12 protein-coding genes are annotated in these 15,506 nt (G+C 59.0%); 8 read left to right on the top strand and 4 right to left on the bottom strand.

The features are described from left to right. Window positions 1-14: 14 nt before the first annotated feature. Window positions 15-1,787: a choline dehydrogenase gene (gene betA / locus B142_RS0103940; RefSeq protein WP_039733772.1), complete on the bottom strand. Its 1,773-nt coding sequence runs from the start codon at window positions 1,785-1,787 to the stop codon at window positions 15-17. Window positions 1,788-2,000: 213 nt separating this feature from the next. On the opposite strand from betA, the gene betT reads away from it, so the two are divergent. The 4 genes from betT (at window position 2,001) to B142_RS0103920 (ending at window position 8,140) form a co-directional block, all read left to right on the top strand. Beyond that, window positions 2,001-4,190: a choline BCCT transporter BetT gene (gene betT / locus B142_RS0103935; RefSeq protein ID WP_018120246.1), complete on the top strand. Its 2,190-nt coding sequence runs from the start codon at window positions 2,001-2,003 to the stop codon at window positions 4,188-4,190. Between the two features lie 346 nt (window positions 4,191-4,536). Then, entirely contained in the window at window positions 4,537-5,472 is a 936-nt protein-coding gene (locus B142_RS0103930) for a trypsin-like serine protease (protein ID WP_236658147.1), read from the top strand. Between the two features lie 180 nt (window positions 5,473-5,652). After that, the gene (locus tag B142_RS0103925; protein WP_236658148.1) at window positions 5,653-6,423 is read left to right on the top strand and encodes a trypsin-like serine protease; all 771 of its coding nucleotides are present in this window, start codon (window positions 5,653-5,655) and stop codon (window positions 6,421-6,423) included. A 118-nt stretch (window positions 6,424-6,541) separates the two neighbouring features. Next, window positions 6,542-8,140 carry an aldehyde dehydrogenase family protein gene (locus B142_RS0103920; protein ID WP_018120243.1) on the top strand — a complete coding sequence of 533 codons (1,599 nt, stop codon included), beginning with the start codon at window positions 6,542-6,544 and terminating at the stop codon, window positions 8,138-8,140. Here the strand turns inward: B142_RS0103920 and B142_RS11840 are convergent. Together B142_RS11840 and B142_RS0103910 are read right to left on the bottom strand one after the other, a co-directional pair. Next, a complete protein-coding gene (locus B142_RS11840) occupies window positions 8,109-8,972 on the bottom strand; it encodes a PrsW family intramembrane metalloprotease (protein ID WP_018120242.1) in 864 nt (287 codons plus the stop codon). The genes B142_RS0103920 and B142_RS11840 overlap by 32 nt on opposite strands. 2 nt (window positions 8,973-8,974) lie before the next feature. Next, window positions 8,975-9,694: a hypothetical protein gene (locus B142_RS0103910; RefSeq protein ID WP_018120241.1), complete on the bottom strand. Its 720-nt coding sequence runs from the start codon at window positions 9,692-9,694 to the stop codon at window positions 8,975-8,977. A 28-nt stretch (window positions 9,695-9,722) separates the two neighbouring features. Between B142_RS0103910 and B142_RS0103905 the strand changes: the two genes are divergently transcribed. Further along, entirely contained in the window at window positions 9,723-11,714 is a 1,992-nt protein-coding gene (locus B142_RS0103905) for a M13 family metallopeptidase (protein ID WP_018120240.1), read from the top strand. 24 nt (window positions 11,715-11,738) lie between these two features. Here B142_RS0103905 and B142_RS11835 read toward each other — a convergent pair whose 3' ends face one another. Continuing rightward, window positions 11,739-12,353 (bottom strand): CG0192 family protein, encoded by a 615-nt coding sequence (locus tag B142_RS11835; RefSeq protein WP_018120239.1) that lies wholly within the window; start codon window positions 12,351-12,353, stop codon window positions 11,739-11,741. 105 nt (window positions 12,354-12,458) lie between these two features. Here B142_RS11835 and B142_RS12865 point away from each other — a divergent pair, with 105 nt between their 5' ends. The 3 genes from B142_RS12865 to B142_RS11825 are packed head-to-tail and all read left to right on the top strand — an operon-like array spanning window position 12,459 to window position 15,499. Then, entirely contained in the window at window positions 12,459-13,337 is an 879-nt protein-coding gene (locus tag B142_RS12865; RefSeq protein WP_018120238.1) for an alpha/beta hydrolase family protein, read from the top strand. Then, window positions 13,337-14,194, top strand: coding sequence for a glycosyltransferase (locus B142_RS0103890; RefSeq protein WP_018120237.1), 858 nt, complete (start codon window positions 13,337-13,339; stop codon window positions 14,192-14,194). Before B142_RS12865 ends, B142_RS0103890 begins: the two co-directional genes overlap by 1 nt. Window positions 14,195-14,206: 12 nt before the next feature. Further along, window positions 14,207-15,499, top strand: a complete 1,293-nt coding sequence (locus tag B142_RS11825; RefSeq protein WP_155860927.1) for a polysaccharide biosynthesis protein — start codon at window positions 14,207-14,209, stop codon at window positions 15,497-15,499. The last annotated feature ends 7 nt before the right edge of the window (window positions 15,500-15,506 follow it).

Here is a 15,506-nt window from a genome sequence, read left to right as displayed (position 1 = left end):
AAGCCCGGTTTTTATTACTCCCAGGAGCTAGGCGCCTCGACGTGGTCGCGGCGTTCTTCTCCTTCGGCGTACAACGGCATATTTTTGCCAGCGCGGTAGAACGGCGCATTGTTGGCAGGCAGTGGGTTTTTGCCCTTGATCAAATCTGCTGCCTTCTCGGCCACCATCATCGTCGGCGCGTAAATATTGCCGTTGGTAATAGATGGGAATACCGAAGAGTCGACGACGTACAAGCCTTCAGTTCCCCACACCTGCATGGTGTCGGGGTCCACGACGGCCATCGGATCGTCCTCAGCGCCCATTTTTGCTGTACAGGATGGGTGCAAAGCGGTTTCGCCGTCGTTGCGTACCCACTCCAGGATCTCCTCGTCGGTCTGCACGTCCGGGCCTGGGGAGAATTCGCGGGTGCCGTGTTCTGCCATCGCGTCGGTGGCCATCAGCTCACGCGCCTTGTGCACGGCCTCGACCCATTCGCGGCGGTCTTGCTCGGTGCGCAGGTAATTAAACAGCATCTTTGGCTTGACGTGTGGGTCTGCCGATTGGATGCGCACCCAGCCCTTGGTATCGGAGAACATAGGGCCGACGTGCCATTGGAAACCGTGCTTGACCTTGGCTGGGGTGCCGTCGTAACGCACGGCCATCGGCAGGAAGTGGAACATCAGGTTCGGGTATTCTTCGTCGTCATTGGAACGCACGAAGCCACCGGCCTCAAAGTGGGAGGTTGCCACTGGTCCCTTGTGGGTCAGCAACCACTGCAGGCCCATGAACGGCCAACGCCATTTGCGCAGGTACGGCTGCGAGGAGTGCGGCGTGTCCACCTCATACTGGATGTAGACCTCGAGGTGATCCTGCAGGTTTTCGCCCACGCCGGGCAGTTCCTTGACAACGTCGATGCCGTGTTCTTCCAGCAACTCGCGTGGGCCCACACCGGAAAGCTGCAGCAGCTGTGGCGTGTTGATAGCGCCGGAAGCCAAGATGACCTTGTCCGCGTAGATGCGGCGGGTAGCACCCTGCCATTCGTATTCCACGCCCTTGGCGGTGGTGCCGTCGAAAATTACGCGACGGGTGAAAGCCTGGGTGCGTACTTCCAGGTTCTCCCGCTGCAAGATCGGGTGCAGGTAGGCGCGTGCCGACGAGTGGCGGCGGCCTTTTTTAATATTGCGGTCGAAAGGCGCGAAGCCTTCCTGCCGGTAGCCGTTGACGTCGTTGGTCAGCTCGTAGCCGGATTCTTGCACGGATTTGAACAGTGCCTGGAACAGCGGGCTGGTGGCCGGGCCGCGGGACAAGTACAGCGGGCCGTTGTGGCCACGGCGCGGATCGTTGGCGTCGGCGCCCTTCGCGGTTTCCATTTTGTTGAAGTACGGCAGGCAGTGCGCGTAGTCCCAGTGTTCCAGGCCTGGGTTTTCCGCCCACTTTTCATAATCGAGCGGGTTGCCGCGCTGGAAGATCATGCCGTTGATGGAACCGGAACCGCCCAGCACCTTACCGCGTGCGTGTGGCACGCGGCGGCCGTTCATTTCTGGTTCTGGCTCGGTTTCGTACACCCAGTCGTAGTCCTTGTCGCCGATGGGGAAGGAAAAGCCGGACGGCATGTGGATGAAAAGGTCCCAGATGCTGTCGGGGCGGCCAGCCTCCAACACGACGACGCGGGTGTCTGGGTCTTCGGTCAAACGGTTGGCAACAACCGATCCTGCAGATCCGCCGCCGACGACAACGACGTCGCTGACTTCATCGGTTACTGGCGCCGAGCTTGTCGACGCCTTCTTTGCCGAGGTCGCGGCATTCATGGTGTTAAACAGTCGCGAAAAAATGCTCACGCTGCGTCCTTTCTACTGCTTGTGCCCACGGCGGTAGCCGCGTGCGGAACGACCAACCAGCCTAGCCGCGAAAAATAGCCCTAGCCAATAACTGTGTGATGGTATACAGTCAAAAAGCTTGAAAAACTGAGAATTGGTTCAAAATGGAATCAAAAAATCCGTACAACAGCAGAATGTAAGGAGATGGTGGTGGCTGATTCAGCTGAACCGCAATCGACAGACAGTACAGATAGTAAGGCGAGTACTAATAAGGCCTCGCGGTTTATTCCTCGGGCACTGGTGGGAACCTTCCGTACCGAAACCGGCTATGACCACGGCGATGCCGTGCCGGTAGCGAAACCGAACTGGGTCGTGTTTGGTTTTTCCAGTGCGATCATTTTGGCCATCGCACTGTATACGTTCCTGGCGACGGAATCCGCGGAAGAGAACCTGAACGCGATCACGAGCTGGATCGCCAGCAACTTCGGCTGGTTTTATATTTTGACCGCCACCGCAGTGGTGATCTTCGTGCTGGTAGTGGCCTTTTCCCGCACCGGTAATATCCGCTTGGGGCCGGATCACTCGCGCCCGAAATACAGCCTGTACACCTGGGCTTCGATGCTGTTCGCCGCGGGCATCGGCGTCGACTTGATGTTCTTCGGTGTTGCCGAGCCACTCACGCAGTACTTCGAGCCGCCAACCACGGACCCGGAAACCTACGCCGCAGCGAAAGAGGCCGTGGCCTGGGCAATGTTCCACTATGGAATCGTCGGTTGGGCGATGTATGCGCTGATGGGTATGGCCTTCGGTTATTTCGCTTACCGCCTGAATATGCCGTTGGCGATTCGCTCGGCGTTGTATCCGATTATCGGCAAGCGCATTCACGGTGCGGCTGGGCACACCGTGGAAATCGCGGCGATGCTGGGTACCGTCTTCGGTATTGCTGCTTCGCTGGGTATCGGCGTCGTCCAGCTCAGCTACGGCCTGCACATCATCTTCGACGTGGAACTGTCCATGGGCTTGCAGGCGACCTTGGTGGCCGTCGGCGTGATCGTGGCGACGATTTCTGCGATCTCGGGCGTCGACAAGGGTATTCGTCGGCTTTCCGAGCTTAACGTGGCCGTCGCCATTTTCTTGGGCCTGTACGTGCTGATTGCCGGTAAGACCGCCTGGTTGCTCAACGCCCTGATCGATAACGTCGGCACGATGCTGGCCAGCTTCCCATCGTGGGTCATGGACACCTACGCCTACGCGGATGATCAGGAAGCCGTCGGTGCGTGGATGGAAGCGTGGACGCTGTTCTTCTGGGCGTGGTGGATTGCCTGGGCAACCTTCGTCGGCCTGTTCCTGGCGCGCATTTCCCGCGGCCGCACCCTTCGTCAGTTCGTCATTGGTACCTTGATGTTCCCATTCCTGTTCATCGTGCTGTGGATGTCGTTTTTCGGTAACTCGGCACTGGATTTGGTCATGGGCGGCAATAATGAAGAATTCGCCGAAACCGCAATGGCGCAGCCAGAATCCGGCTTTTATGAATTGCTGGGCACCTACCCAGGCGCGTCGGCCCTGATTTTGCTGGCCACCCTGTGTGGTTTGCTGTTGTACATCACCTCGGCGGACTCCGGTGCGCTGGTGATGGCGAACTTCACTTCGCACATCGTGGATCACCGGCAGGATGGTGCGCCGTGGTTGCGCGTGTTCTGGTCGCTGACCGTCGGTGTGCTCACCCTGGGCATGCTGGGCATTGGTGGTGTCGCTGCGGTGCAGGCGGCCACGGTGATCATGGGCTTGCCGTTCGCCTTCGTGATGTGGATGGTGATGTTCTCGCTGTGGAAGTCGCTGCGGCAAGAAAACATCCAGCGTGATTCCCGCGCGGTGGCGCTGCACTCCGCGATTGCCGGTCGCGTCGGCGGGGCGCGGTGGAAATCCCGCATTGGCCGTGCCAACCGTTGGCCAAGCGGCAAGGAAATCACCGAATACTTCGAAAACACCGCCACCCCGGCGCTGGAGAAACTCTGCACCGAGCTGCGCAGCGAAGGCCTGGATGCCCGCTTGCTCACCAGCCTGGTAGAAGAATGCCAGCTGCCGCAGCTGGACCTGGAAATTCAGTTGGGTGACGAGCGTGAGTTCCGTTATCAGCTGTACCCAATCCAGACCGAGAGCCCGGATTTTGTGGACGGCAGCAGCGATTATTATCGCCTGGAGGTCTTCGACAACAACGGCTCCATGGGCTTTGATGTTTATGGCTACGACGAGGATCAGCTGATCAATAACGTGCTGGACCTTTACGATCGCCACTTGGAGTATCTGCACATGCAGGCGCCACTGCGCGGTTCTTCGGATCTGTCGGATAATTCGAGTCCGGTTCGCAGTTGGAAGGAAGACTTCTCCGAATAAAACCGGTGCTATTGACAGTACAGCTATCGTGAAGCCCCCAGATCACCATGTAGGCAACAGTCCGCTGTGCTTCCGGGGGTTTCTTGCTGTTCGGGCAAAGCTATTGTGTGGCTTTTACCATCCAAAAAGAGGTAACAGCAGCAGCTCCGTGAGTGGGATGCGTGGCGTGAAGTTATGCCCATAAGTAAGGCTAGCAGAATATAAAATGTTGCTCGAATATTGAAGAGTGGACCGTCTGCCCTGAAGGTGTCGTTGCATCATGGGGGGGTTATTGTTTTTATTAAATAACTTGCGACCCATATCCAGCTTATTACAAGACTTCTCCGAATGAAGTATTGTAATGCGCATGAGTACAAGAAAGATTGCGCTATCTTTAGCTGCTGCCGCGACCATGGCAGCAAGCGTCATTGCCACCCCGTCCGCTCACGCCGTGCAGGGTGGAACCCCGGTCTCGGATGATGATGCGCTGGCCAAAAACGTCGTCATTGTCTCCGGATGTACCGGAACTGCCATCAGTCCGCACTGGGTGCTGGCAGCACGGCATTGCTTCGGCGATGGCACCACCGCAAAGCTGGTACGTACCGGGATTGAAAAGACCGGCACGAAAGGCTCTGAAGAGGTCTACCACGCACCGAGTGGCGATATTTCCTTGGTGCGCATGTCCACGCACTCCTCATTCAACTTTGATAGCTACCCAGAGCTGGCTACTGAAGAACCGAAGCCAGGCCAGGTAGGAACCTTCTATGGCTGGGATAACACCTCACATAAGCGTCTGCCGCATTCCCAGGCTGAGGTGCAGGGTATGTACCAGGACGGTAGCTACGACAACGGCAAGATGTATACCGTGCACCACAAAGACGGTGCGTACTCGCAGCCAGGTGATTCCGGTGGGCCGTTCTTCATCAATGGCAAGCTCTCAGGTGTGGCTTCCGCAATTTCCGGTGACGGCGTGCCACTGAATTTGGCCGATATCTCTGCGCAGCTGGACTGGATCAAACAGACCATGGCGAAAAATGGTGACGAGCCAAACCTGGGCAACGGCGCGGTTAATGGCGTGGAAAAGCTTATGCAAAATAAAAATTTGCCGAAGCCGGATGCTGGAAAAGGCAACCCTGAAGAAAACGGCGCTGAAAAAGAAGGCGCTGAGCACAACGACGCTGAGCACAATAAAGAAAAGGAGCAGGCGCCAAAACCAGCTCAACCAAAACCTGGCAAGCAGCAGCCAGCGAAACCTGCGCGGCCAAACCAGGGCAGCCCCTTGCTGTCGTCATCTAGCCTGTAATTTCCTGCCTGGGAATTTCCTGTCTGGAAACCCCGAATGAGCTGCGGAATTATCGCCTGATGCGGCAATGATGCACGATTGTGCACAGGAGTCATTCGGGGTTTACTAGGTTTGTTAAATTGCTCTCATTTGGTTTTTAATTAGAAATAAGTATTCTCCAAATAAAGTAGAGTAGTGCGCATGAGTATAAAGAAGATTGCGCTATCCTTAGCTGCTGCCACAACAATGGCAGCAAGCATCATTGCCGCCCCTGCTGCTCACGCCGTGCAGGGCGGAACCCCAGTGTCTGATGACGATGCGCTGGCGAAAAACGTCGTCATCGTCGGTGGATGTACCGGAACTGCCATCAGCCCGCACTGGATCCTGGCAGCAAAACACTGCTTCGGCAATCACACCACGGCGCACCTGTTGCACACCGGGGTTGAAAAGACCGGAGTGGATGGCACTGAAGAGGCCTACCACGCACCAACCGGCGATATTGCCTTGGTGCGTATGTCCACACACTCCGCATTCAAGTTCGACAGCTACCCAGAGCTGGCTACTGAAGCGCCCAAGCCAGGCCAGGTAGGAACCTTCTACGGCTGGGATAGCACCGCGCACAAGCGGCTGCCGCACTCCCAGGCAGAAGTGAAAAACCTATATCAAAACGGCAGCTACAACAACGGCAAAATGTACACCGTGCACCACAAAGACGGGGCGTATGCACAGCCTGGTGATTCCGGCGGACCATTGTTCATCGACGGTAAGCTATCCGGCGTAGCTTCGGCGATTTCTGGTAACGGAACACCGATGAACTTGGCCGATATTTCAGCTGAGATCAATTGGATCAAGCAGACTATGGCGCGCAATGGCGATGAACCAAATCTGGGAAATGGCGCGGTCAACGGGATGGATAAATTCTTGCGGTTGAAAGGTTTCTTGCCACGAGCTCGAGCTGTCGCGGCGAAATAAAACTCGCGTCGGCAAGCTCAGCCCACAGCGTGAGCAAACTTGCACAGCGCGTGGTCACCTTTCGCAGTAAAATTGGGATATTCGAGAAACAATTCGACCCCAAGCGAAAGGTGTCATTTTGACCAACGCGAACAACCGCAGCACGCTGTTTGACCCCACCACCACGGACCTGCTTGCCGACGTCTACCGCGCCGGAAACGACGCACCGGCTAGCTTGTTCATCGGTGGGCAGTGGCGCCAGGCACAAGAAGGCGGCACTCGCACCATCAGCTGCCCCGCTGACGGTACGACGGTGGGTACGGTCTCGGAAGCCACGGATGACGACACCATCGCGGCCATCAAGGTCGCCCGCGAAACTTTTGATTCCGGCGTGTGGTCGTCGGTGCCAGCCCGGGAACGCGGCCGCCTGGTCATTGGCATTGCGGATAAGATCCGCGAAAATAAAGAACTCTTCGCTGCCGCAGAATCCGCCGATACCGGCAAGCGCTTCGAAGATTCCCTGGTGGATATGGATGATATCGCCGCAGCCTTCGATCATTTCGGCACCCTGATCGGGCACCAAGCTGGTCGCGTGGTGGACCCAGGCATGGACAATGTGCGCTCGCGCATTGACCACGAACCAGTCGGCGTCGTCGGCATGGTTACCCCGTGGAACTATCCGCTGCTGCAGGTCGCTTACAAGGTTGCACCGGCCATCGCCGCTGGCAACACCTTCGTGCTGAAGCAAGCAGAGCTGACCCCGCATACGGCGATGCTGCTGATGGCCGTGACCAAGGAACTCGGCCTGCCAGACGGCGTGGCCAACCTGATCACCGGTGCTGGTGCTGCCTGCGGTAATCCGCTGTCTACCCACCCGGATGTGGACATGGTCTCGTTCACCGGTGGCCTGCAGACAGGCAAGCTCATCGCCCGCAACGCGGCAGAAACCGTCAAGCGCGTGGCCCTGGAGCTGGGTGGCAAAAACCCGAATATCATCTTTGCCGACGCCGACTTCGACGTTGCCGTCGACAACGCGTTAAACGGCGCGTTCTTCCACTCCGGCCAGGTCTGCTCCGCGGGTTCGCGCATCTTGGTGGAGGAATCACTGCACGATAAATTCGTGGAAGAATTTGCCAAGCGCGCCAACAACATCAAACTGGGCGGACCCACCGACGATAAGGCTGAAACCGGCCCGCTGATTTCCGCCGAGCACCGAGAAAAGGTCGCGGGGTACGTGGATGAAGCCCGCGAGCACGGTGCCAAGATCCTTTCTGGCGGACGCGCTGCCACCAGTGAGGACACCAACGGCCAGCACGGCACTGGGCAGTCGGATCTGGGCGCAGGCTTTTATTACTTGCCGACGGTCATCGACGGCGTCGACCGCAACGCCGACATGGATTTCGTCTACGACGAAGCCTTCGGCCCGGTCGTGACCATCGAGACTTTCCGCGATGAAGACGAAGCCTTGGAGATCGCCAACGACACCATCTACGGCCTGACCGGCGCAGTATTTACCACCGATGCCGGCAAAGCCGAGCGCATCGTGCGCGGGCTGCGTCACTGCACCATCTGGATCAACGACTACCACCCATACCTGCCGCAGGCAGAATGGGGCGGTTACAAGCAATCCGGTAACGGCCGCGAGCTAGGCGAGGTCGGCTTGGCGGAATACCAGGAGCACAAGCATGTGTACCACAACCTGACGCCTACCGTGCACGGTCAGTTTGGCCAGCAGTAGGTAACTGGCTGACCGCCGTATACAACTCGTTCTGGGGCTTGGCCGCCTTGAAAGCGGCCACCCAGACGTAGATAAACGACGCATACAACACGATTCCGGTGACGATCTTGCTGCCGATCAGCAGCACGAGGTCGTCGCCAAGAATATTCCAGCCGAAATGGCAGGCGAACGCCACGGCGAACCAGCCCAGCGCGTGGGCCAGCCGCCAGGCCAAGCCCCGGCCGACGGCGAACAATGCCCAGCCGATTCCCCAACCGGCAAGCCCGGTAAACGCGATATGTAAAAACGGGCCGAGGAACACCCGGGCGCCCCAAATCTGCAGCACACCCATGACATCCGACGACGGGTGGATCGGCGCCATCACGATGCCGTACAGCAGATTTTCAAAAGATTCAAAGCCCAGGCCGACGAGCATGCCGATGACAAAACCATGCCACGGGCGGTTGAGCTGCTTAAACGCCAATAAAATGAAAACCACACCGGTGGCTTTCGCGATCTCCTCTGGGTAGGCCCCACCCCAGGACGCGGCCGTCGTGGTCGCACCGGTATACGCAGCAAGGTCAATAATCGACGGTGCGCTCACCGATACCAGTGCATAACTGGTGCCCGCACCCCACAGCACCGCCAGAACCGCGGGCGCCCACCCTTGATACGGCCACAGACGGGTGCAACGAACCACCGCGGTGAGTACGGCCAAATACAGCGCGGTAAACACGGCGCTGATCGCAGCCGGGGTGGGCAAAGCGAGGGCATTCGGCAGCACAGGAAGCGCCATGAATGGCAGCCCCACCAGGATGAATAAGAACAGTGAATAGCGGAATAATTTGCTCATGGTTATACGTGCCGCCTGACTGGTTGTGCGGATGCATTTGTGTGTCCGGGCGCGTTCTGGACGGATGCGTTCTGGACGGAAGCATTATGAACGGATTGCGGCAGCGGGTTTTCTGCCCCATCGCTGCCAGTACCGGAATAGCCTTGCAGCAGCTCATGGACGATTTCCGGCAGTGCGTTCCCGGAAATTTCGCGCCAGGAGCTGGTAATGATGTCTAAGTTTTCGCTGATGAGCCCACGGAAAACGATGACCTGGGAAGCACCCATTGCGCTCGTCGACATGGCAATACCTCGGCCATTCGGTTCGATGAGCAGGCGTTGTTCACCTTCACGCAAAATATCGCCTTCGGGGAGGTCAGTGCGCGTGATAAACCGGAACATGCGGCGCAGCGCCAGGTCCGGATCGCCTGCGTGTGGGGTGGTTATCGCCTCAATGTGGAGCCCTGGGCAATTCCACCCCTGGCCGGTCAGCGCCAATGCGTCGACGGGGCATTCCCGGTCCGCCAGGTGCAATTCCGAACCCGCCAGTGGGTCGGATACCACCAGTGGGGCAGTAGCTTGGCGTGCCGACGGGGTCGCTTTGCTGAGCACCACGGGCGCGAGCATAGCGATGGCGACCACAACGACAAGCACCACCCACAGCAGCGTCGTGCGTTGCGGTTGGCTGCGGTATAAGCGAAGTTGGGTTGGGCTTAGATCGGGCGGGGAAACGGGAGCGGGCATGCTAGCCAGCCTAGTAAACTAAGCAAACATGAATGACCTATATACCTATGTCAACGGCCCGTGGTTGGAAAACCATGTGATCCCGGATGATCGCGCCGTGGATGGCACCTTTCACAAGCTGCGTGATCAATCCGAAGATGACGTCCGAGAGATCGTCAATGAGGACACCGGCCGCGCCGGCAACTTGTTTGCTTCCTTCATGGACACCGAGGGCGTTAATGCCGCCGGGCTGGAACCGCTTGCCGACGACTTCGCCAAGCTTTCCGTCGGCGATATTGGAGAATTCGTCGAAAACTTGGGCGCGCTGGAACGCGTTGGTGTGGGCAGCCCGCTGACATTCTGGGTAGAAAAAGACTCTGGCAGTGAAGATGCGGTGGCCTACCTGGTGCAATCCGGGCTTGGTCTGCCGGATGAGGCCTACTATCGCAGCGAAACCCACGCGGATACGTTGGCTGCCTACCGCGAGCACGTCGCAAAGATGCTGGGGTTTGTCGATTCCGCGAAGCTGTTCGGGTTAGATGCCGAGGTGGCCGCAGAGCGCATCGTCGCCCTGGAAACCGAGATCGCTTCCGGCCACTGGGATGTCGTGGCCAGCCGCGATGCTCTGAAAACCTACAACCCGACGGATTTCGACGAGCTGCCAGAGTTGATCCAGCGATTGCTGCGCGGCGGCAAACTGCCGGAGCATCGCCTGGTGAACATGATGCCGAGCTACGTCGAGCACCTGCTGGGGCTGCTGACCGACGACCGGTTGGCCGACTGGCAGCTGTGGGCCACCTGGCACATTCTGCTTTCCCGCGCTGGAATTTTGACCGAAGAGATCAGCGAGGCGAATTTCAATTTCTACGGCCGCCAGCTGACCGGTTCCACCGAGCAGCGTGACCGCTGGAAGCGCGGCGTCGGCATCGTGGAATCTTTGGTGGGCCAGGAGATCGGCAAACTCTACGTCGACAAGCACTTCCCGGCCTCGTCCAAGGAAGACATGCTGGAGCTTGTGGACTACCTGATCCGCGCCTACCGCCAGCGCATCTCTGATCTGGAGTGGATGACGCACGCCACCCGCGAGCGGGCGCTGGAAAAATTGGAGCAGTTCAAAGCGAAAATCGGCTATCCGGATACCTGGCGTGACTACTCCGGGTTGGAGTTTTCCCCGGCAGGCGCCGATCTGGTGGCGAATGTGCGCGCCGGGGCCGCGTTTAGCCATGACTATGAGCTGGATAAAGTGGGTAAGCCTGCGCGTCGCGACGAATGGGTGGCGAACCCGCAGACGGTCAATGCGTTTTATAACCCGGTGGTCAACGACATCACCTTCCCGGCCGCAATTTTGCGCGCACCGTTTTATAACCCAGAAGCCGATGCCGCGGAAAACTTCGGCGCAATCGGCTCCGTCATCGGCCACGAGATTGGCCACGGTTTTGATGATCAGGGTTCGAATTACGACGGCCAGGGCAACCTGAACCAGTGGTGGTCGGATGAAGACCGCGAAGCCTTCGATGAGCTGACCGAAAAACTCGTGCAGCAGTTTGATGGTTTGGTGCCGTCGGTGCTGCGGGATGCAGAAACCGGTACAGGCGATGCAGAGAGCGCAGACGGCTCTGACACCGCTGACAGCGCCGAGAAGCCAGGCGTGAACGGCGAATTCACCCTGGGGGAAAACATTGGCGACCTGGGCGGTTTGGGCATCGCTGTGGTGGCATACCAGCTCTACCTGCAGGATCGAGGCATGAGCTACGACGACACCGCGGTGGAAGCCTTTGATGTGGAAGATGCGCAGCCGGAGCTTTATGAGCGGAAATTCAACGGCCTGCAGCGCCTGTTTTTGGCCTGGGGCCGGGTGTGGCGCACTGCGATTCGCCCAGAAATGGCGAAGCAGTACTTGGCCATTGACCCGCACTCGCCGGCGGAATTCCGCTGCAACCAGATCGCAGCAAACATCGACGAATTCTACGAGGCCTTCGAAGAAGTCGGCCCGGATTCGCCGATGTATTTGCCGCCGGAGCAGCGCGTAAGCATCTGGTAGTTACTTTGCGCGCAGCTGCCTGCGTTATTTCACCGTGAGGCTGGCGAGGACATATTCTTCGCCATTGTCGCGGTGCACGCCCAGCAAGCCATAGGTGTCTTTTTCATCTTGCTCGCTGGGCGATAATTCTGTGCGGAAGTGCAGCTCGAAGTGTTTTACCTCGCCGTCGACGTTGACGGTGCCTTCCGCGTAATCAGGAGTGCCCTTGTCCAGGTTCACCGCACTGATGTGCGTATCGGGGGATTTTCCGGTGCCACGGATGGCGAAAATCGGGGTGATGCCATTGGAAAATGCGGCACCCCGCTGCCCGGTCATCATGGCGCGCACCCACTGTTCCACGGCGACGGAATCGCACAGCCCGTAGGCCACGGAACGCTGCCCCAGTACGGAATGTTGCATGGACACGATCGGGTTATCCGCTGCGTGTGGGTCCAGGTTGTCGGCCGCGCGGTAGCTCAGTGGCAGCTGGCGTAGCTGCTCGGAATCGTCGGTGCCGACATAGACTTCGATGCCGACTTCCCCTGCTGGGTCCACCAGGCGGTAAAAGCCCTGCAAATCGGTGATGTTGCCGTATTGTGCGGCGATTTCTTCTTTGCCTGGCTGCAATTTCGCATCAAAAATTTCTGCGACTGCGGTCATCAGAGACTCCTTTCACATGGATCGCTGTTGGGCCCCATAGTACCGAGGGGCCGGTACTGAGACTCCCGAATCAGCCATCTGGAGTTGCCACGTAAACTACAACCCATGACGGAAAATAGTGCGATCAATAAAAACGTCAGCAAGAAGCGCCCGGAAGGCTTGAGTGCGGAAGAAGCCCGCATGTACGACGATTTTCAGATTGGCGGACACGAGCGCGAGATGCCGGAAAGCGAACGCTTGGAGCAGCTGGCGTCGTTTATTGATGCGCACTATGAGAAACCCGCGGGCTGGGAATCGGAGGCTGCGCAGGTCGAAGCAGGCCAGCCCAGTAAACAGCGTGCCTACGAGCGCGCCGCGATCGAAAACTACCTAGCGCGCCTGCCGGATCGCATCACGCATGCCGCGATGATCATGCTAGGCAGCGCGGTGGATCATTCCCTGCCGGTGACTGCCTACGCCCAGGGCATCGACACGCGTGACGACGAATTCGGCCGCTGGTACCTGCCGGAAAACCCACGAGGCGTGGCCGTCGCGGTGGTCGGCGGTTGGTGGTATGCCGGTGCCGCACGGGAGATGTCGTGGGAGCCGGAGATCGCGGCACTGGCCGGTTATTCCCAGCGTGCGGTGTTGAGCGTGCACTTTCCGCTGCAACCCGAGGCAACCGCGAAACACGCCAGTGCCTTCGTGCGTCGCGCTCTGGAATCGGTGCGAACCACGGAATTTACCACCACAGACACCGACCAGCTAGCCGCGTGGGGTAAGTGGGCCGGGGCGGATCTGTTGCTGCAGCACGCCGATCTTGTCGACGGTTTAGCACTGACTTTCCCCAGCGCAAATACCATAAACACCACGGATATTTCGGCGGCTGGAGGCGTCGGCACGCGCGTTATGCTGCAGGAACTTACCGCACACCGCCACGTCGCCACGCCGACTACCGCCCGTGCGGCCATCCGCGAAATTTCCGATTTTTGGGGCAGGCACTGATGTCAAACGAGCCCCTAGCGCCCACCGACCTGAGCGTCATCATGTCGGTCTATTACAAGGACCAGCCGGATGCTCTGCGTGCGTGCTTGGATTCTTTGTTGCACCAGACCCGCCCGGCGGACGAAATCCTGGTCACCGTCGATGGTCCGGTGCCACAGGAACTGGATGCAGTGTTAACGGAGTATGCCGAGCGCATCACGCTGTTTCGCCTTCCGGAAAATTGCGGTGCGGCGATCGCGCGGCAGCGCAGTCTAGCTGAGGTGTCCACTACCTTTACCGCGGTGATGGATGCCGACGATGTGTGCGTGCTGCACCGCTTCGAAGCCCAGCTAGCCGCGCTTGTCGACGACGACCTGGACCTGGTGGGCGCGGCGATGTACGAATTCGACGGTGATGCTGTCGGTGCGCCGGAAGATCTCATCGTGGCGCGGCGCCCGGGCGTGCGTACCGAAGATATTGCAGCGAAGGTGAAAATGGTAACTCCGTTTAATCATCCGACCATCATGATGCGCACACAACTCGCACGCGCGGTGGGTGGCTACCGGCCGGTGGCATTATTAGAAGATTATGATTTCATCGCCCGCATGGTGGCACACGGTGCGAAGGTGGCGAATTTAGCGGAACCTTTGGTGTACTTCCGGGTTAACGATGCAATGCTGCAGCGGCGCTTGCACAGAAAATCGTTTGTGTCCGAATGGCAGCTGCAACGCAACCTGGTGAGCTATGGGCTGATCTCGTGGCCGCGGGCGGTGTGTAATTACCTGGCGCGTAATACGTTTCGTGTGTTGCCACCGCCGCTGTTGCGGTTTGCGTATGGGGTGTTATTCCGATCAGAGGCCGGAATAGGGAAAAACTAAAGGAGCGTATTTGTGCGTTGGATGACAGTGGCGATGGTTTTTGCCGCCGCCAGCGGTTACGTGGTCATGGTCTTGGCTGCTGCCGTATTGGGCACCGATGGTGCAGATCGCTGGCTGGTGTTCTGGTCGTCGTTTTTTGCGGTTGCTGCTGTGGCCAACGGCATGCTGCAAGAAACCACTCGCGCCGTGGGGGCGGCACAGCAGCAAGATCAGGACCAGCACCAGCAGCAAGACGGCGAGCCAGCAGCCCTGATTGCGCCAGCTGAACAGGCGAGGCCGCTGCGCACCGGTAGTGTCATCGGCCTGGCCTTGGGAATATTGGCGGCGCTGACTGCACTGTGGTGGGCACCGTCGGTGGCACCAGAACACCCGTGGTGGGCAGGCATTCTCATGGCCGTCGGAGTCGCGAGCATCTTCGTGCAACAAACCGTGGCGGGGTTGTTATCGGGCACTGAACGCTGGAATCGCTATGCCACGCTGTTGGGCATGGACGCTGCATTTCGTTTGCTCGTCGCTGCGGTGCTGTCCTTGGATTATCTGACTGTGCAGATGATCCCGCAGGCTGGCTACCAGGTGGGCTTTATGGTGGCCACGGTCTGTGGTGCTGTTTCCTGGATCCTGGTTATCGCCGCCTCCCGCGACCGGCACAGCTTCGTGCATGCGGAAGTCGATGTCACCGGCCGGCAGTTCTGGCGCAACAGCCTGGCTGCAATGGCCGCGACCGCCGCGACCGCGCTCATGGTCACCGGTTTTCCCGCACTCGTGGATCTCAGCCTGGCACTGTCCCCGACGAGCACCGCTGTGCCCATCGCCGCGTTGCTGTACTGCGTGATGCTCACCCGAGCCCCGCTGCTGGTGCCGCTCACGGCATTCCAATCGGCCGTCGTCATGTTTTTTCTGCGCCGTCGTGAACAACCGCTCGGTGCTTTACGCGCGCCGGTGGCCGGGCTGGTGGTGCTCGGAATCGTTGGTGCGGGCCTGGCCTGGGCGATTGGGCCGTGGTTGTTTGGCTTGTTCCTGGCCGAGGATTTCATTCTGTCTGGCCCGGTGCTCGCGGTACTGACGGCGGCATCGGTGGGCACGGCACTGCTGATGCTGACGGGTTCGGCAGTGCTTGCGCATCAGCGCCACCGCTCATACACCCTGGGCTGGTGGGCGGCAGCCATCGCGTATATCTTGTTGCTGCTGTTGCCGTTGGACCTGGTGACCCGATCCGCGCTCGCCCTGGCGGTAGGCCCATTGGCCGGTGTGGCCTGGCATGTGGCCACATTGGCGCGCCTTCGCGCAAATTACGTGTCTGATTAGGATATAG

Origin of the sequence: Corynebacterium propinquum DSM 44285, from assembly GCF_000375525.1 — a bacterium.
Classification (GTDB): Bacteria; Actinomycetota; Actinomycetes; order Mycobacteriales; family Mycobacteriaceae; genus Corynebacterium; species Corynebacterium propinquum.
Note: the sequence above shows the minus strand (reverse complement) of the source record. Positions and strands in the feature narration are given on the sequence as shown.